Source organism: Arthrobacter sp. KN11-1C (assembly GCF_052180225.1).
Classification (GTDB): Bacteria; Actinomycetota; Actinomycetes; order Actinomycetales; family Micrococcaceae; genus Arthrobacter.
On sequence record NZ_CP197467.1, the window covers coordinates 2,208,676 to 2,227,091 of the forward strand.

At 64.3% G+C, this 18,416-nt stretch carries 16 protein-coding genes; 9 read left to right on the forward strand and 7 right to left on the reverse strand.

The annotated features are described in order from the left end of the window. Positions 1-63: 63 nt before the first annotated feature. On the reverse strand, positions 64-990 hold the full coding sequence (gene pdxS / locus ACSBOX_RS10300; RefSeq protein WP_306959754.1) for a pyridoxal 5'-phosphate synthase lyase subunit PdxS: 927 nt from the start codon (positions 988-990) through the stop codon (positions 64-66). Positions 991-1,433: 443 nt separating this feature from the next. Between pdxS and ACSBOX_RS10305 the strand changes: the two genes are divergently transcribed. Then, on the forward strand, positions 1,434-3,290 hold the full coding sequence (locus ACSBOX_RS10305; RefSeq protein ID WP_442545885.1) for a DUF222 domain-containing protein: 1,857 nt from the start codon (positions 1,434-1,436) through the stop codon (positions 3,288-3,290). A 65-nt stretch (positions 3,291-3,355) separates the two neighbouring features. On the opposite strand, the gene pgsA is transcribed toward ACSBOX_RS10305, so the two are convergent. The 4 genes from pgsA to ACSBOX_RS10325 all read right to left on the reverse strand — a co-directional run bounded on the left by pgsA (position 3,356) and on the right by ACSBOX_RS10325 (position 8,420). Beyond that, positions 3,356-3,985, reverse strand: a complete 630-nt coding sequence (gene pgsA / locus ACSBOX_RS10310; RefSeq protein WP_442545886.1) for a phosphatidylinositol phosphate synthase — start codon at positions 3,983-3,985, stop codon at positions 3,356-3,358. Then, positions 3,978-4,583, reverse strand: a complete 606-nt coding sequence (locus ACSBOX_RS10315) for an HIT family protein (protein WP_415984083.1) — start codon at positions 4,581-4,583, stop codon at positions 3,978-3,980. Before ACSBOX_RS10315 ends, pgsA begins: the two co-directional genes overlap by 8 nt. 30 nt (positions 4,584-4,613) lie before the next feature. After that, positions 4,614-6,623, reverse strand: a complete 2,010-nt coding sequence (gene thrS, locus ACSBOX_RS10320; protein ID WP_442545887.1) for a threonine--tRNA ligase — start codon at positions 6,621-6,623, stop codon at positions 4,614-4,616. Positions 6,624-6,821: 198 nt separating this feature from the next. Beyond that, complete coding sequence (locus ACSBOX_RS10325) at positions 6,822-8,420, reverse strand: S53 family peptidase (protein ID WP_442545888.1); 1,599 nt, start codon at positions 8,418-8,420, stop codon at positions 6,822-6,824. A 209-nt stretch (positions 8,421-8,629) separates the two neighbouring features. Between ACSBOX_RS10325 and ACSBOX_RS10330 the strand changes: the two genes are divergently transcribed. From ACSBOX_RS10330 to ACSBOX_RS10345, 4 genes are all read left to right on the forward strand, one after another. Then, the gene (locus ACSBOX_RS10330; RefSeq protein WP_442546015.1) at positions 8,630-10,030 is read left to right on the forward strand and encodes a glutamate decarboxylase; all 1,401 of its coding nucleotides are present in this window, start codon (positions 8,630-8,632) and stop codon (positions 10,028-10,030) included. A gap of 46 nt (positions 10,031-10,076) precedes the next feature. Further along, a complete protein-coding gene (locus ACSBOX_RS10335) occupies positions 10,077-10,943 on the forward strand; it encodes a class II glutamine amidotransferase (protein ID WP_442545889.1) in 867 nt (288 codons plus the stop codon). An 89-nt stretch (positions 10,944-11,032) separates the two neighbouring features. Next, on the forward strand, positions 11,033-11,185 hold the full coding sequence (locus ACSBOX_RS10340; RefSeq protein ID WP_172465612.1) for a hypothetical protein: 153 nt from the start codon (positions 11,033-11,035) through the stop codon (positions 11,183-11,185). Between the two features lie 116 nt (positions 11,186-11,301). Beyond that, the gene (locus ACSBOX_RS10345) at positions 11,302-12,192 is read left to right on the forward strand and encodes a helix-turn-helix transcriptional regulator (RefSeq protein WP_442545890.1); all 891 of its coding nucleotides are present in this window, start codon (positions 11,302-11,304) and stop codon (positions 12,190-12,192) included. A 55-nt stretch (positions 12,193-12,247) separates the two neighbouring features. On the opposite strand, the gene ACSBOX_RS10350 is transcribed toward ACSBOX_RS10345, so the two are convergent. Together ACSBOX_RS10350 and ACSBOX_RS10355 are read right to left on the reverse strand one after the other, a co-directional pair. Then, entirely contained in the window at positions 12,248-12,712 is a 465-nt protein-coding gene (locus ACSBOX_RS10350) for a hypothetical protein (RefSeq protein WP_442545891.1), read from the reverse strand. Between the two features lie 200 nt (positions 12,713-12,912). After that, the gene (locus ACSBOX_RS10355) at positions 12,913-13,893 is read right to left on the reverse strand and encodes a cation diffusion facilitator family transporter (RefSeq protein ID WP_442545892.1); all 981 of its coding nucleotides are present in this window, start codon (positions 13,891-13,893) and stop codon (positions 12,913-12,915) included. A 475-nt stretch (positions 13,894-14,368) separates the two neighbouring features. Here ACSBOX_RS10355 and ACSBOX_RS10360 point away from each other — a divergent pair, with 475 nt between their 5' ends. From ACSBOX_RS10360 to ACSBOX_RS10375, 4 genes are all read left to right on the forward strand, one after another. Continuing rightward, positions 14,369-14,851 (forward strand): DUF6328 family protein, encoded by a 483-nt coding sequence (locus ACSBOX_RS10360; protein ID WP_442545893.1) that lies wholly within the window; start codon positions 14,369-14,371, stop codon positions 14,849-14,851. Between the two features lie 285 nt (positions 14,852-15,136). After that, complete coding sequence (locus ACSBOX_RS10365; protein ID WP_442545894.1) at positions 15,137-15,439, forward strand: hypothetical protein; 303 nt, start codon at positions 15,137-15,139, stop codon at positions 15,437-15,439. A 55-nt stretch (positions 15,440-15,494) separates the two neighbouring features. Further along, the gene (locus ACSBOX_RS10370; RefSeq protein WP_442545895.1) at positions 15,495-16,181 is read left to right on the forward strand and encodes an SRPBCC family protein; all 687 of its coding nucleotides are present in this window, start codon (positions 15,495-15,497) and stop codon (positions 16,179-16,181) included. Positions 16,182-16,451: 270 nt separating this feature from the next. Further along, entirely contained in the window at positions 16,452-18,344 is a 1,893-nt protein-coding gene (locus ACSBOX_RS10375; protein WP_442545896.1) for a transketolase, read from the forward strand. The last annotated feature ends 72 nt before the right edge of the window (positions 18,345-18,416 follow it).

The following is an 18,416-nucleotide window of genomic DNA, read 5'->3' on the forward strand; positions in this document are numbered from 1 at the left end:
GCCGTCCGGCGCGCCAAGTGAACGCGGGGATCAGCGCCGTCCGGCGCGCCAAGAGAGCGGGATTTACCAGCCGCGCTCGGCGAGGCGGTGGGGTTCGGGGATTTCCTCGACGTTGATGCCGACCATCGCTTCGCCCAGGCCGCGGGAGACCTTGGCGATGACGTCGGGGTCGTCGAAGAACGTGGTGGCCTTCACGACAGCGGCAGCACGCTGGGCCGGGTTGCCGGACTTGAAGATGCCCGAACCGACGAACACGCCATCCGCGCCAAGCTGCATCATCATGGCAGCGTCGGCCGGGGTGGCGATGCCGCCGGCGGTGAACAGAACGACGGGGAGCTTGCCGGTAGCGGCGATTTCCTTGACGAGTTCGTACGGGGCCTGCAGTTCCTTGGCCGCGACGTAGAGTTCGTCCTCGGGCAGGGTGGAGAGGCGAAGGATCTCGGCGCGGATCTGGCGCATGTGGGTGGTGGCGTTGGAGACGTCGCCGGTGCCGGCCTCGCCCTTGGAGCGGATCATGGCCGCGCCCTCGTTGATGCGGCGCAGAGCCTCGCCGAGGTTGGTGGCACCGCAGACGAAGGGAACGGTGAAGTTCCACTTGTCGATGTGGTGGGTGTAGTCGGCCGGGGTCAGGACCTCGGACTCGTCGATGTAGTCAACACCGAGGGACTGCAGGACCTGCGCCTCGACGAAGTGGCCAATGCGGGCCTTGGCCATGACGGGGATGGACACGGCGGCGATGATCTGGTCGATCATGTCCGGGTCAGACATGCGAGACACGCCGCCTTGGGCGCGGATGTCGGCGGGAACGCGCTCGAGCGCCATGACGGCCACGGCACCGGCATCTTCGGCGATGCGGGCCTGCTCGACGTTGACGACGTCCATGATGACGCCGCCCTTGAGCATCTCGGCCATACCGCGCTTGACGCGGCTGCTGCCCGTAACGCTGGCTGCGGACGAACCGGCTTCGTTGCTTACATCAGGTGTAGACACAAAAACCCCTATGGGTAGATAGAAGACCTTGGCCGGGGCGCAGGCGGACAGGGGCCACACACAGCGCACACCGGATTTCCAGGTCACATTGACCAAGTAACTTCAATACTAGTCCCCTGCACTGTGCCCGTCGTACTTGGTTACCCGCCTCCGCCACGCAGTTCCGCCGGGACTGGCGGGGCTTCGCGCACAGGGTGATATGGGTCCCGCGTGTCGCGGATACTTCAGGTGCATTGACGGCGGCAGATTGGTTGGCGGGGTGAAGCGCGGGAGTCTGTCTTCGCCAATTGTGGATGCAGCACTGGCCCATCGCCGAAGCGATCCGGGTTCGTTGGGACCTCAACAGCTAGTACTTGGGACGTGTTTTCCTTGTTTTCGCTTTTCGCGACGCCGGGTGGCAGCCTGGGGGCTTAATTGTCAGAGCCTCGTGACAGGGTTTAGTCATGGAAGGCATCGGTCAACTCACGGCACCTCGTGCGGCCGCGCCCGACGGCGGGATCCCGTCGCAGGGGCGACTGTCCCGCGGCCTCAAGCCCGTCGCCGCCCGCCATGCGCAGGTCCAATACGCTGCCCAGCTGCACTTCGCAGAGCATCACCAGAACCTGGCCCAGTTCCAAAGCCCGGCCCAGCTCCACAACGCAGCGCAGTTCGGAAGCCCGGCCCAGCTCCACAACGCAGCGCAGTTCGAAAGCCCGGCAGCCGGCGGGCCGTCGTCGGCAGGCGGTCTTGGTCAGGCACTGGCGGTGATGGATGCGCTGCGTTCAGCCGCTCTCGCCGACACCGGCCTGTTCGGCTTCCCTGAAGCCGCGGAGTTCGCCGGCAAGGTCGAGGAGATCGCCCGGACGGTGGAGTTCCTGCAGATCGTCGCGGCCCGGGCCGTGGAACGGACGCGCAGCGAAGCGCAAGCGGCACGGCAAGCCTCTCCGGCTCCGGGGTGGAGGACCGGCTGGACCGAACTCGCCGCAACCACAGCCGGCATGGCGACCACGGCCGCGGCGGCGGCAGATTCGCCGGGGTCCGCGGCCTGCCTCGCCGAAGCCGCCGACCCGGTCCACGACGGCTACCGGAACGCCGCCGAATTCCTGCGCGCCAGGCTGCGGATCGGCATCAGCGAAGCCAGGCGCCGGCTCACCCTGGCCGAAAGCGTGCTCCCGCAGACAGGAATCACCGGACAAGACCTCCCCGCACGGCACCCGGTCCTCGCCGCCGCCCTCGCCGCGGCGGCCGTGCCGTCCCGCTCGGCCACCCTCATCAGCACCGCCCTGGACCAGGTACGCCACCACGCCGACCCGGACACCGCCGGCCAGATGGAACACTCCCTGACCCGGACCGCCATCGAAAGCGATCCCGACTTCGTGCACCGGATAGCCAAACGCTGGGTCGACGCCATCGACCAGGACGGAACCGAACCCAGCGAAGAAGAACTCCGCCACCGCCAAGGCGCATTCATCCGCAAACCCCGCCACGGCCTGCACCACCTGGAAATCTTCGCCACCGCCGAACAATTCGAAACCCTCACCACCGCCATGAACACCGCCACCAACCCCCGCCTCCAACACCCCGCCGGCACCGACACCGGCAGCGACGACGGCGACACCGGCAGTGACGGAGCACAGGCCACGGACTCAGTGGACACCGATCCGGGCGGCGACGACGACGGCGCGCACCCCGGCGCTCACCCCGCCCTGGACCGGCGCTCCCGTCCCCAGAAACTCCTCGACGGGCTCGTCGGCGCCTGCAGCGTGGCCCTGGCCACCGGCGAACTGCCTGCCAACGGTGGTCTCCGGCCGCAGGTCATGGTGACCATCGACTACCGCGACCTGCTCGACCGCCTCGAACACGAATCCCCCGCCGCTCCAAGCCCCCGCCCGAGCAGCGGTTCGTCCACCTTCCAGGGCCCGATCCACCCCACGGCCATCCGCAAAATCGCCTGCGACGCCGACATCATCCCCGTCCTGCTCGGCAGCGAAGGCCGCATCCTGGACATCGGCCGCACCACCAGGATCTTCCCGCCCCACATCCGCAAAGCCATCATCGCCCGCGACCAAGGCTGCGCCTTCCCCGACTGCACCATCCCCGCACCCTGGTGCGAAGCCCACCACATCACCTACTGGTCCAACAAAGGCACCACCAGCACCGACAACGGCACCCTGCTCTGCAGCCACCACCACCACGTCATCCACAAAGAACACTGGACCATCACCCTGGACAACGGCACGGCATGGTTCAAACCCCCACCCCACCTCGACCCCCGCCAAACACCCCGACGCAACCACCACTTCAGACCCACCCGGACATAAACCCACCCGGAGACGACCGTGCCCCGGCACAAAACGCGCCGGGGCAGCAAAGTGATCACGCCCGCTTAAGCGGGCGTCCCGCCGTCGACGTCTGCCATCGCCTGTTCGCGGACGGCCACCATCCTTTGGACGACGGTGACTGCCGTGGCGGCGGCGAGGATGACGAGGGTCGCCAGCAAGACGACGGGAGGCAGGCCGAGTCCGGTCAGGCCGGTGACGAAGAGCACCGAGATGAGCCGCTCCGCGCGCTCGGCGATGCCCACATTGGCGTAGAAGCCCAGAGATTCAGCCTTGGCGCGGGCGTACGAAACCACCATCCCGAGCACCAGACATGCCAGGGACGCGATGGCTATCGCGCTGTTCCCGCCGCCCGTGAAAAACCAGATTGCGACGCCGGTGAAAATGGCGCCGTCGGCCAATCGGTCCAGCGTCGAATCGAGGAAGTTTCCCCACGGACCGCTTCGTCCCTGCTCCCGCGCCATAATGCCATCCACGACGTCGGATAGCGCGAATATGGCGATCAGCAGCGAACCCCACCAAAGCTGGCCGAGGGGGTAGAGAATCAGGGCGCCGAGGACTACTCCGGCGGTCCCGACGACGGTGACGGCGTCGGGCGAGACCCCCACCTTGAGCAGGAATCGGGCAAGGGGCGAGAACAGCCCGGTGAAGAACCCGCGGGCGTGCCGATTAAGCATCCGGCTCCCCGGATAGTTCCGATTCCTCCGGCCACGCGTCGGCCACCTGCTGCCGGACCTCCGCGAGGGTCTGGGTGATGGCCTTGGTCTGGGCGATGATCGGGAAGAAGTTCCCGTCCCCACCCCAGCGCGGAACCACGTGCTGATGCAGGTGGGCGGCGATTCCCGCGCCGCCGGCTACACCCTGGTTCATGCCCAGGTTGAAGCCGCTCGGGTTGGCCACCTTTCGCAGCACCCGCATCGCGGTCTGCGTAAGTTCCGCCATTTCCGCGGTTTCCTGCACCGTGATGTCCGTGTAGTCCGGAACATGCCGGTACGGGCACACCAGCAAATGGCCAGGGTTGTACGGGAACAAATTGAGCACCACGTAGCAGGTCTTGCCGCGGCGCACGATCAGAGATTCCTCATCCGTGCGGCTTGGAGCCACGCAGAACGGGCAGTCCTCGTTATCGAACTGGTTCTGCCCGCCCTTGATGTAGGCCAAACGGTGCGGGGTCCACAGGCGTTGGAAGGCATCAGGAACACCTGCCAGACCGAAGTCGTCAGTCACTTCGGCATCGCCCGGATAGTCAGCTGTCACGCCCGTGTTCTCCTGCACTGTTTCCTGTCCCCCGAGGTGTCCGACTCGTCAGCTCTCGCGGTTCTTGACGGCGTCCACAATCCGGCGGACGGCCTCGGCAACGGGCACGCCGTTGTCCTGGCTGCCGTCACGGAACCGGAACGAGACTGCGCCTGCCTCTGCGTCTTCTCCGCCGGCAATGAGGACGAAGGGAATCTTGTCCTTGCTGGCGGTGCGGATCTTCTTCGGGAAACGGTCCGAGGAAATGTCCACCTCGGCACGGATACCCGCAGCCTTGAGCTGGCCAACGACGTCGAACATGTAGTCGTTGAACGCCTCCGCCACCGGAATGCCAACCACCTGCACGGGCGAAAGCCATGCGGGGAATGCTCCCGCGTAGTGCTCAGTCAGGACGCCCATGAACCGCTCCACCGAGCCGAACAACGCGCGGTGGATCATGACCGGGCGCTGGCGGGTGCCGTCGGCGGCCTGGAACTCCAGTTCGAACCGCTCGGGCAGGTTGAAGTCCAGTTGGATGGTGGACATCTGCCAGGTGCGGCCCAGTGCGTCCTTGGCCTGCACGGAGATCTTGGGACCGTAGAATGCGGCTCCACCCGGATCCGGGACCAGTTCCAGCCCCGAGGCCTCGGCTACTTCGGCCAAGGTACGGGTGGCTTCTTCCCAGGCTGCGTCTTCGCCAACGAACTTGTCTTCGTTCTTGGTGGACAGTTCAAGGTAGAAGTCGTCCAGCCCGTAGTCCTTGAGCAGTCCGAGGACGAAGTTCAGGGTGGTGGTGAGCTCGTCCTTCATCTGCTCGCGGGTGCAGTAGATGTGGGCATCGTCCTGTGTCATGCCGCGTACACGGGTCAGCCCATGGACGACACCGGACTTCTCGTAGCGGTACACGGAGCCGAATTCGAAGAGCCGCAGGGGCAGTTCCCGGTAGGAGCGTCCGCGCGAACGGAAGATGAGGTTGTGCATGGGGCAGTTCATCGGCTTCAGGTAGTAGTCCTGGCCGGGCTTGCGCACAGTGCCGTCGTCGTTCAATTCCGCGTCGATGTGCATCGCCGGGAACATGCCTTCCTTGTACCAGTCAAGGTGGCCGGAAACTTCGTAGAGGTGTCCCTTGGTGATGTGCGGGGTGTAGACGAACTCGTACCCGGCGTCGACGTGGCGCTGGCGCGAATAGTCCTCCATCGCCTTGCGGATGATCCCGCCCTTGGGGTGGAATACCGGCAGGCCGGAACCCAGCTCATCCGGGAAGGAAAACAGGTCCAGCTCCGCGCCGAGCTTGCGGTGATCGCGGCGCTCGGCTTCGGCGATGCGCTCCTGGTAGGCCTTCAGCGCGTCTTTGGTGGGCCAGGCAGTGCCGTAGATACGCTGCAACTGCTGGTTGTTCTGGTTGCCCAGCCAGTACGCCGCCGAGGAGCGGGTCAGGGCGAAGGCGTTGGAGATCAGTTTGGTGTTGGGCAGGTGCGGGCCGCGGCAAAGATCGCACCAGACGCTGTCACCGCTCTTGCGGTCCACGTTGTCGTAGATAGTGATGTCCCCGGCGCCCACCTCGACGTTGACGCCTTCGCCGGCGTCGGCGGCGTCGTTCTTCTTGCCCAGCAGCTCGAGCTTGTAAGGCTCGTCCTTCATGGCTTGGCGGGCTTCGTCCTCGGTGACGACGCGGCGCACGAACTTCTGGTTCTGGTTGATGATCTTCTGCATCATCTTCTCGAGCTGGCGCAGGTCCTCCGGAGTGAAGGGCTCGGCAACATCGAAGTCGAAGTAGAAGCCGTCTGTGATGTAGGGGCCGATTCCGAGCTTGGCATCCGGGCGAAGCTGCTGCACGGCCTGGGCCATGACGTGCGCGGTGGAGTGGCGCAGGACGTTCAGGCCATCCGGCGAATCGATGGTGACGCCGTCAACCTGGGCGCCCTCGGGCAGCACCTGGTCGAGGTCCTTGAGTTCGCCGTCGACACGGGCAACGACGACGTCGCGGCGCTCAAAGAAGAGTTCCGCGCCGGTGGTCCCCTCCGTCACCTTGGTCTCTTCGCCATCGACGATGAGGGTGATCTGCTGGGCATCTGACACGGGTGTCTCCTATTCATTGATATGGCTTCATAGCTTGTGGCGTACGGGGACCACAGCCAGCCATCGTCCATCGTATCCGCTCCGGCTGAGGCAGCCAAAGAAGGTGCGGGCGTGCCGATTAGTGGCCTCCAGGCCAACGCTTAAGCGGTGGTGGCCCTTGGGTCCGGCTGCCAATGAATTTTGCCGAGGAATGCGCGATCAGGGCTTGGCCTGCAGCAATGCAAGGAGGGCAGTGCCGTCCGGACTGCCCAGGCCCGTGCAGGGATCCCAGCCGGTCCCTGCGTGGTAGCTTCCGTTCGAGCCGACAGTGATGTCATGGAAGCCCGACGCCGGTTGGGTGCCGTTTTGGTAGAGCAGCGGCTGGATCAGCCCGAATCGCCTATTGGTGGCTTGGGCGAGGCGGGCAACAAGAGCCGCCCAGAGAGGGGCCACCGCGCTGGTTCCACCGATCACCATGTCTTTCCCGTCGACGCGTACTTGGTAACCGGTCTGCGGGTCGGCGACGCCACTGACATCGGGCACGCCCCTGCCGGCCTTGTTGGGTGCAGGCTTGTGCGTGGTGTGTCCCGAGATGCCGGACTGCCAGGACGGAACCGGAAAGACGTCGCTGTATCCTCCGCCGGTTGCCGAGTTGGGACCGTCGTTCCAGACCGTTTCCGCGCTGATGACACCTGTCGAGGCGTCCGCTTGAAGACGGGTTCCGCCGCAGGCCAGCACATGCGGGCTCGACGCCGGAAAATCGGCGTGGTCCTTGTTGTCGGTTGCGCCGTCCGCACTGCCGTTGTCCCCGGCTGCCGCTGTCACCGTCACCCCGAGTGCCGCCGCGTCGGCCATGGCCTGGTCGAAGGCCGTGCGGGCTTGCGCGGTCCAGGAGTCTTCGCTCTGGCCCCAACTGATGCTGATTGCGGCCGGCGTCGGGTTAGCGTGGGAGGCCGCGACAATCGCATCCAGGAATCCGGCGTCGGTGTTGGGAGCAAAGTAGACCACAATTGCGGCTTTCGGCGCCAAGGCGCCCACCACTTCGATGTCGAGGAGGACTTCTCCGTCGGCACCCGCCGGATCCTGCCCCGGTTGGTTCGCCCCGCCGTCGACTCCCACCGCGGTGATGCTCGGCGTGGCGATGCCAAGGCCCTGGAAGTAAGCGTCAAGGTCTTGCTGGCCGTATCCGCCGCCCAACTCGAGGATCGCGACGGTTTGGCCCGTACCGTCGGTTCCCGCCGGGAAGTTGTAGATCTTTCCCAACTGGGGCGGGGTGTAGCTGGTTCCTGCCGCGGCGAGGGGGATGGCGCGGAACTGGGCCCGTGCCTGGGGTCGGTCGTCAAGGCCAAGGACGGCGACGACGACGCCGTCGAGGGCTGCAGGTATCTGGAGTCCTCCAGTGCGATGGCGGTGAGTGACAGCGCTGCCGTCCGGGCTGCGGCTCGTCAGCTCGTCCAGGGACGTCCCGAAGATGCTGCTCATCCGCTCCACGGATCCGGCCAGCCGAATCCTGCGGCTGGCGGCGTCGGACTCCACAATGTCGAGGCCAAGGTTGGCGAAAGTGCGTTCGGCCAGATCCAGGTCTGGGGCCGATGCGCCGTATCGGGAGGCCAATTCGTCCCGCGAAATCGCTTCGGACGGACCGTCAGCCATGTCCTCCTGCCGCCTCAGGATGACCGTGACCTCGATCCGCCGGGACGGATCAACCGGACCGAGACTGTCCCGGACGCCCGGAGCGGCAGCCCGCTCCGATCCAGGCAGCGGAACGCTTCGCGTTTCCCCCGGCTGTGGATCTTCTGGAGTGTCCTGCATCGGCATTGGTGCCTCCTACGATCGCGGTGACTGAGCTCCGTCCCCTGCGATTATGCACCAGGAGTCACTTTGGCACCATGGCATGGGGGTGGATCGACTCGGCCGGCGCGGCTCCTGGAAGAGCTTGGGCACGGAGGCCTGCCACGGTAGCGTGGGACCTTGGCGGGCCATGCCCATGCAGCGGCTGACGCTGCGGCGAGTCAAAGGAGCGAACCATCAATAGGTCACACCGAACATCAGCCCATGAACCCGACACAGCAGTTGAGTTGAACCCGGTGTTCAGCCGGCCGGGAGAATCCAGTATTTTTCCCCGGTTCACTCTTCCGGACGGTGAGTCCCTTCCTTCGACTGCCTATCAGGTGGTCCATGACGAAGCCATGCTGGACGGCAACTCCCGCCTGAATCTGGCTACTTTCGTTGGCACATGGATGGAACCGGAAGCGTCGAAACTGTATGCCGAGACGTTCGACAAGAACATGATCGACAAAGACGAATACCCCCAGACGGCCCTGATCGAGACCCGCTGCTGGCGGATGCTCGCAGACTTGTGGAACGCGCCCGATCCCGCTAAGTCCGTCGGGACCTCAACGATCGGTTCTTCCGAGGCATGCATGCTGGGCGGCCTGGCCTTGAAGCGACGCTGGCAGCATGCGCGCCGCGCGGCCGGCCTTCCCACGGACAAGCCCAACCTTGTCCTCAGCTCGGCCGTGCAGGTGTGCTGGGAGAAGTTCTGCAATTACTGGGACGTGGAGGCCCGGTACGTCCCTGTGTCGAAGGAACACCAAGTCCTGGACGGCTACGAGCTGGACAAGTACGTGGACGAGAACACCATCGGCGTAGTGGCCATCATGGGCGTGACTTACACGGGGGCCTATGAACCTGTGGAGCAAATCTCGGCTGCCCTGGACGAAATCCAGGAAAAGCACGGCCTTGATGTGCCGATCCACGTCGACGGCGCCTCTGGAGCAATGGTTGCGCCCTTCCTGCAAAAGGAGACGGTCTGGGACTTCCGCCTGCCGAGGGTCGCTTCGATCAATACGTCCGGCCACAAGTACGGCTTGGTCTATCCCGGCCTTGGCTGGATCATCTGGCGCGACGAACAAGCGCTCCCGGAGGACCTGATCTTCCATGTCAGTTACCTGGGCGGCAACATGCCGAGCTTCGCGCTCAACTTCTCACGCCCGGGCGCCCAGGTCCTCCTTCAGTACTACCTGTTCCTCCGGCTCGGATACGAGGGATACAGATCCGTGCAAGCAACCTCCCGGGACGTGGCGCTCTATCTCTCCAGTGAAATAGGGGCGATGGAGTCGTTTACTTTGTGGAGCGACGGATCGGACATTCCGGTCTTTGCGTGGCAGCTCACTGACGGCTATACGGAGAATTGGAACCTTCACCACTTGTCCGAACGGCTGCGGATGAATGGATGGCTCGTTCCCGCGTACCCCATGCCGGAGGGACTGAGCGAGATCACGGTTCAGCGGATCGTTGTCCGCAACGGCTTCACTCGAGATCTCGCCTCCAGTTTCCTGGCCGACCTCAAGAAGGAAGTCGCTTACCTGGACGGCCTCACTGCGCCGATGCCCGCGGGTGGGCAAACCCAGGCGTTCCACCACTAGCCAGCAGCTTCAAGCAAATCCAAGCATTTCAAGGAAGAGGAGTGCCATGTGCCGATTGTTTGGCTTGCATGCCGGTTCGCAGGCAGTTCGGGCCACTTTCTGGCTTTTGGACGCGCCGGACAGCCTCGCTGACCAGAGCAGGCGCGAGCCCGACGGCGCCGGCATAGGCACCTTCGACGGCGACGGCACGGCCCATGTTGCCAAGCAGCCGCTCGCTGCGTGGGAGGACCACGCGTTTGCTCGTGAGGCACGGGTCCTGAAAAGCACGACGTTCCTGGCCCATGTGAGGTATGCCAGCACGGGCGCGCACACCATGGTCAACACCCACCCGTTCGAACAGGACGGGCGGTTGTTCGCCCACAACGGCGCATTCGGCGATCTTGAACGGCTCGACGAGCGGCTGGCCGAGTTCGTCGTCGCAGACCTGGTGGAGGGCCAGACTGACAGCGAGCGGCTCTTCGCACTGATCACCGCGGAGATCAGAAGGGCGGATGGCGACGTCGGCGAAGGTATCACCCGGGCGATCAGCTGGATCGCCGCGGAGCTTCCGGTGTTCAGCTTGAACCTCATCCTGACGACCGCTAGCGACCTTTGGGCCGTCAGGTATCCGGAAACGCATGAATTGCACATCCTGGAACGGTTGCCTTCCCGTTCGGACGAGGCAGCTCCCCTTGACGCACGCAGCTCCCGAATCCGCGCGCACAGCAAGGAGGCCTCGCGTGCAGGACACGTCCTCATCGCCACAGAACCGATGGATGACAATTCCGGGTGGAGTGCACTGCCCTCCGGTGCGTTGGTCCACGTCAATGCGGATTTGGCTGTGACAGTCAGCCACCCCTTCCCCGGGACTCCCGCGCATCCCCTCACGCTGGCCGATCTCTCCCCCTCGGCGGCCGCATCCCAGAAACCGTGACCCTCGAGCGCAAAACAACGCTCGCCGTCTTGCCCTGACAGCCGCGTGTTCATCATGTCCGCGGGCCCCGCCGCGCATAGGATCGATCCATGACCGCTGAAGTCGAATCCGAAACCGCCTTCGTCCCGGCCGTCCAACTCGACGGGCAAATGAGCATCAACGACGTCCTGCTTGAGTTGGGGCGGGAACCTGTGGTGTACCCGTCGGCTAACGCCGACGCCGGCGACTTCCACATTTTCTAGGGCGACGCCGGAGCCATCACGACGCCGGGTCCGTGACCTTCGCTGGTGACTTTCCGCTGATGGAGGTACTGGCAGGGACTCCCCCACGGCGCTGTAAGGTCACTATCGTTGAGCGTATGGACAACCGGAACGACGCACGCGATTTCCTTGCCACACGTCGGGCGAAGATCACTCCCGAACAGGCTGGGCTGCCGACGTCGGGCGGCAACCGGCGGGTACCCGGGCTCCGTCGCGGAGAAGTCGCCACGCTCGCCGGGGTGAGCGTCGAGTACTACACCCGTCTGGAACGCGGCAACCTTGCCGGAGTGTCTGAAAGCGTCCTCGAAGCGTTGGCCAGGGCGTTGCACCTGGACGACGCCGAACGGGCACATCTCTTCGATCTGGCCCGCGCGGCGGGAACAAGCAAGAGGCAGCGTCGATCTGCGCCGCAAAATCTCCGGCCGAGCGTCCAGTTTGCCCTCGACGCCATCACTGACGCGCCGGCGTTTGTCCGTAACGCACGCATGGACATCCTCGCCGCCAACATGCTCGGCCGCGCATTGCATTCCGAGATGTACGTCGACCCGATCCGGCCGGCCAACTACGCGCGCTTCATTTTCCTGGATGAAGAGCGGGCGCGGAGGTTCTTCCCGGATTGGGAGCTCGCTGCCAACAACATGGTGGCCATCCTCCGCACCGAGGCCGGCCGGGATCCCTTTGACCGCGGACTGAGCGACCTCGTAGGAGAGCTTTCCACCCGCAGCGATGAATTCCGCACTCGCTGGGCAGCACACAACGTGCGCCGCCACTACAGCGGCTTCAAGCATTTCCATCACCCCGTGGTGGGCGAACTCCGATTGCTGTTCGAAGCGATGGAGCTGTCAGCGGACACCGGCCTTTCGCTGTTCATCTACCCTGCAGAGCCCGGCTCCCCTTCCGCAGATGCCCTGCGCCTCCTTGCGAGTTGGGCCGCTACCCAGGAATTGGCAGAGCAACCTCAAACCGCTCCCACCGCAGGCGGGGTGTAAGGGCTGCCCTGGCTACGCGCGACAGAGTCCTCATCATCGGATGCGTTGCCCTGGCCTAAGGTCTCGGCCCTCGGCGGCCTTCCTCGTCGCCTCGGTCCTCGTCCCCCTCCCGCCGGTTTTCGTCGTCCCTGTCCAAACGGCCGCCGTCGTCGTTCCTATCCCGACGGCTGCCGTCGTCGCTGACCGAGCGATTGCCCGCATCGGGGTCAAGTTCCTCTGCCCGCCGCAGCCTGTCCTGCGAGGCTTCATTGGCACGCTCGGCAGCCCTTTGCTTCTCGGTGGCCTCCTGGTGCAACCGCTCCGCTTCGCTCTCGGCCCGGGCCGCGTCGGCCGTCGCCCGGGCGGCTTCGGCGCTGCGCTCATGAGCTCCGAGGGCATCGGTACGGGCTTTCTCGCGGAGGTCCGCGGCGCGCTTGCGGTTGGCGGCGTTCTTAGCGCGGCGCCCATAAAGGACGACGGCGACGATCACCGCGATGATGACAATCGCCACCACGATCCAAATCCAAACTTGCGCGTCCATTGCAGCTCCCCTCAACGTTGGCTGTGCTTCCGCGGCGCCTGTTCGATCGATCGGCCGACCCTGCCGTTGGCCAGCTGGGATCGGCGTCCCCGGACAGCGCGCGGATGCTGGTCTCTTGAGTCAACAGCTTTGCGTGGACCATGGCACGAGTGGCGTGTACTTGTTTTCTCCGGGGGTTCCGGCCGATTGCCGAGCTCGTCTTACTCAACGGCCGGCGACGGCCGCCGAACACCAAAGGACAGCGAGGGTTCGTCGGGGGTAGCGAGGGTCAGCACCGCTTCCTCGACGGTTTCCTCGTCTTCAAGTTCCCGTTCCACGCGGCGCAGGGCCACGGCTACTTCGTGCTCCCGAAGGTCGCCCGTGATATCCACGGCCGCTACGAGGTACAGCTTGCGCGGACCGACAAATTCCAGGTGCAGATAGGTCAGGCGCTCGATTTCAGGGTGTTCCAGAACCCTGATCGCCATCGACTTCTCGAGTTCGGGAGTAACGCCCTGGCCGACGAGGAATCGACGATTGCGATCTATCAACACCACCGCTATCACCCCGAGAAGGATGCCGACAAATATGGATCCGAGAGCGTCTGGAAGTGGCGATCCCGTGAGCTGGTGCAGCAAGATGCCCAAGAAGGCGATCACCAGGCCAATCAACGCCGCGCTGTCCTCCGCGAAGACGGCGCGCATGGTGGGATCCGAGCTCTTGAGGACCTGCTCCAACGTGCGGCGTTCAAGCTCCCGCGCGGACGTGCGCGCTTGCCGTAACGCCTGGAAGAACGACGCACCTTCGAGAACGAACGATATTGCCAAAACAATATAGGCGACCGCGAAATCGCCGGCGGGCTCCGGTGCGAAAAGCTGCTGGATGCCGTGCATCACGGAGACCACGGCACCCGCGGTGAAAAGCCCAAATGCGGCAAACATCGACCACACGTACGCTTCCCTCCCGTAGCCCATAGGGTGGGCTACGTCGCGCTGTTTCGACGATCTCCTCTCCGCCACCAGCAGGAACACCTGGTTTCCGGTGTCCGCCCAGGAGTGGGCGGACTCGGCGATCATCGAAGCCGACCCGCTAATAACGGCAGCAATTGTTTTTGCCGCGGCAACAAGAAGATTTGCGGCAAAAGCCAGAATCACAGTCATGAGCGATGACGATGGCACCTTGGCCCCCTTGCTTTGACCCATGAAATCTATCGCCTAACGATCGGGGGGTCAGCCCTCGCAGTTGCCGAGAGAGGGTGTGCCGGGAAGACAGAGCACATGTTCCCAATGGTCATAACTCCACCCCGAGGTCCCCACGTGGTTTCCCATCAGGCCAGCCTATGGTCGAGGTCGCTTAATAAGTAAGCTGAGGATATCCGGAATTGAGGAGAGGTTGGTCGATGGCCATGCGATTCGGGTCATTCTTCGGGCTAATCGTAGTGATTTGGCTCGTCGTGGGGGCGGTAGCCGCGGGCCAGCGGGGCTACTTCAACGCGGTCCCCGCGCAGTGTTCCCAGTTCGCGACGATTACGCTGAATATTGTCTCCGGTCCGCTGAACTACATGGGACTGAACCCTGTGGCAGGTTGCCAGTTGCCTCGGCCATCGTGAGCCACCCGGAGGATCCGTTGCTTCCTGGCCCGGCGGCCGATACCAGACACGAGTCCGAGGACCAACGGATGGACCGCAACTGGAACGAGCTGCTCCAGGAGATGCGCGTTCTCCAGACAGGCGTCCAACTCATCGGGGGCTTCCTTCTGACCCTTCCGTTCCAGCAGCGATTCGCCACGCTGACAGAGCTGCAGAAGTGGTGGTTCCTCGTCTTGGTTGTCCTGGCGACGATGACTACCGGGCTCATGCTGGTCCCGGTCAGCCTGCACCGGCGACTCTTCCAGCATCACGTCAAGTACCGGCTGGTGGCTGCCGGGAACACGATCGTCAAGACCGTCGTCGCTTGCGTCGCCCTGCTGATTGCAGGATGCGCCGGACTGATTTTCAGTGTTGCAGTGGGGCCCGAGGCGGGGTTCGCCGCCGGCGGCGCCATCCTTGTGGCGCTCACTGCACTCGTACTGCTGTACCCGCTGCTTTCCTGGTCGCCTCGGCGGCGGAAGGCTTTGCCGAACGAGCCATCAGGCACCGCGCCCACAAGCCGCGAGCCGTAGATCGCGGCACGAAAGCCGAGCCAGTCTAGGCCTTTTCGATCAAGATAGTAAGTCTGCTGATCAATTTGCCGGAATCCATGGACAAGAGTCCGTCCGGCCTATTAGTTTCGATGTGGTGGCAAGGTCACGCGAACCGTCGAACGAAGAACGGCGTCCATCTCGCCCGGGGCCAAGGGTCCTGCGTTTCCGAGTCCGTTCTCCAGACCACCGGAGGAAGACGCCTCAATAGCCGGTCCTTGATTTTCCATCAACAGGTTCAACCAGCACGGAAAGGACAGCGTGGACATGGACGAGCAGCATGCAGCCGAAGAGGCCGGGGGCTACGGAACTCCGACCCCCGAACAGGAAATGCCAGGCGGCGAGGGGCAGCAGGCGAATCAGCTGAATGAACAGGACGCCCCGACAACAGGCGACGACGGCGACGATTCAGTCGCGGTCCCATCAGCCGATGCCGAGCTGGACGACTCGAACTCCGAAGGGACCAAGCCCGGGAGTTCCTTCTCGTCGGAGCCGAAGGGCGATGCCACCGGGCTGCCCCAGGAAAAGTCCCCGAAAGACGACGACGGCGAGACATTCGACGCTGGCTAGATCGCCTGAACCACCACCAAACTCCGCAGGATAAGCACTAGCAAGGAGCATGAACATGGCTACGGTTAATCGAACGATCGACGTGGAAGTTCCCGTTTCAGTGGCTTACAACCAATGGACCCAGTTCGAGTCCTTCCCGGAATTCATGAAGGGCGTCGAAGCGGTCGAACAAATCGACGAGACCGCCCTGCATTTTTCCACCAACGTTGGCGGCGTCAAGCGCGACTACAACGCCCAGATCCTGGAACAGGTTCCGGATTCCCTGGTCAGCTGGGCCAGCATCGACGGACCGCGGAACGCAGGCTCGGTAAGCTTCGAGGCCCTTGGCGCGGACCGTACCCGCGTAAGCGTGGAGATCGAATGGGAGCCGGAGAGCATCGCCGAAAAGGCCGGCTCGCTGGTGGGAATCGACGACATGCGGGTTTCGGCCGATCTCGACAAGTTCAAGAAATTCATCGAAGAGCGCGGCCACGAGACCGGCGGCTGGCGGGGCTCCGTGGCCGCCGGCGATGTCGACGAATCCGGGGGAGCATTCTCCCGTTCCGCCACCACGTCAGAACTTCCCGCCGTCGATCCCGACCTGACCGCCCCTGCGGCGATGGAAGTGGCCGACGGCGGCGACGCGACCCGCGTCGGCCAGTACACCGAGGGCGACTACGGCACGGAACGCGTCGCTGACCTGCCCGCGGAGCGCATCGAAGGTGACTACACCGCTGAAGAAACGCCGAGGAGCCAACAATGAGTGAGTTTCCTCCCGACCCCACGCGAGACCCTAACGCCGACCCCACCCGGGAGCCTGGCCCCACACCGACGCCGGAGCCCGGTCCCGGGCCCCGTCCCGGCAGCCCCGAACCGGTTCCGTTGCCCGAGCCGGGACCTTCCCCTGTCCCCGAGCCCGGTCCGGACCTACCCTTCCCGCCCTCGCGGCCCTTGGGAGAGCCGCCACTCACGATCTTGTAGGCCCGGCACGTAGGACAGGCCACCCGCTCGGAGCTCATGAAAGGCAACTGAGATGTCTAAAAGTCAAGAATTGCGTCCTGCCCCGATGGAAGCCGACGAAGCGGATTCCATCCGGGCGCTGGCCACGCAATTGCGCGTGGATTCGATCAGGTGCAGCACCAACGCCGGCTCTGGCCACCCGACGTCGTCGCTGTCTGCCGCGGATCTCATGGCGGTCCTCCTCACTCGGCACTTTCGCTACGACTGGGAACGCCCGGAACTGCCGAACAACGACCACCTCATTTTCTCCAAGGGACACGCTTCGCCCTTGCTGTATTCCATGTATCGGGCCGTGGGGGTAGTCGGGGAAGATGAGCTGCTCAACACCTACCGCCAGTTCGGTGCCCGGCTACAGGGCCACCCGACGCCGATGCTGCCTTGGGTGGATGTGGCTACCGGCTCGCTGGGGCAAGGGCTTCCGGTCGCCGTCGGGGTAAGCATGGCCGGACGGTACCTGGACAAGCTGCCCTTCCACACCTGGGTGTTGTGCGGAGACAGCGAACTAGCTGAAGGGTCCATCTGGGAGGCCTTGGACAAGGCGGCCTATTACAAGCTTGGCAACCTCACCGCCGTCGTAGACGTCAACAGGCTTGGCCAGGACGGCCCCACCGAACTGCAGTGGGACATGGACGCCTACGCCCGGCGGGTTGAGGCTTTCGGGGCCCGGGCCGTCATCATCGACGGACATGATCTTTCCGAGATCGACGGCGCCCTGGGCGAAGCACGGAGCGATCCCGATAAGCCAACAGTCATTCTCGCTAAGACGATCAAGGGCAAAGGCGTACCTGAGATCGAGGACCAAAACGGCTGGCACGGCAAAGCGCTACCCGCCGACATGGCCGAGAAAGCCATAGCGGCCCTTGGGGGTCCAAGTAGCGTCCGCGTGAGCACCCGCCCTCCGGAATCCGGCACCCCGGCAATCACGCCGGACGCTCACATTGCGGCCGCACTTCCGGAGTGGAAGGTTGGCGACAAAGTGGCGACCAGGGCCGCCTTCGGCGCCGCAGTGTCCGCGCTTGCGGTCCGGCCCGAAGTGGTGGTCCTCGATGGCGAGGTGGGGAATTCGACCCACGCGGGCGACTTCAAGGAGGTCGCCCCTGAGCGGTATTTCGAAGTGTTCATCGCCGAACAGCAACTTGTCGCCGCCACCATCGGCCTCTCGGTCCGCGGTTACGTGGCCTTTGCCTCAAGTTTCGCGGCTTTCCTCGTTTCGCGGCCATTCGACTTTATCCGCATGGCCGGAGTCTCCGAGGTGGACATCAGGCTCGTCGGCACGCATGCCGGCGTTGAAATCGGGCAGGATGGTCCTTCCCAGATGGCGCTGGAGGACATTGCCGCGATGCGGGCAGTGCACAGTTCCACAGTCCTCTATCCATCCGACGCTCCCTCCACGGCGCAACTCGTGCGCGCCATGGCTGACACTCCCGGAATCTCCTACTTGCGCGCCACCCGTGGAGCCTATCCAGTGATTTACGGGCCTGACGAACAATTCCCCCTTGGCGGGAGCAAAGTCCACGGCGCCGGCCCCGATGACCAAGTGGCGCTCATCGGCGCCGGCGTCACGTTCCACGAGTGCCTCGCGGCCGCCGAGCAACTGGCCGAGTCCGGAATCAAGGCCCGCGTCATCGACCTCTACTCCATCAAGCCAATCGACGTCGAGACCCTGCGCCGTACGTGCCTCGAAACCGACGGCCGGATAGTTGTCGTGGAAGACCACTACGCCCAAGGCGGCATCGGCTCGGCCGTCCTCGAAGCGCTTGCGAGTGCCAACACTCCAAAACTCCATCTGGCATTGCTCGCGGTGAGGGAACTGCCGGGGTCCGGAGAACCCAAGGACTTGCTCAACGCCGCAGGCATTTCCGCACGGCACATCGCTGCCGCGGCGCGCGACCTGGTCATGGACTGACAAGCAACGGCGCGGCGTCGCCATCGTTCGCGTCACAAACCAACGTTTGGATGCCATATTCGTCGTTCTGAT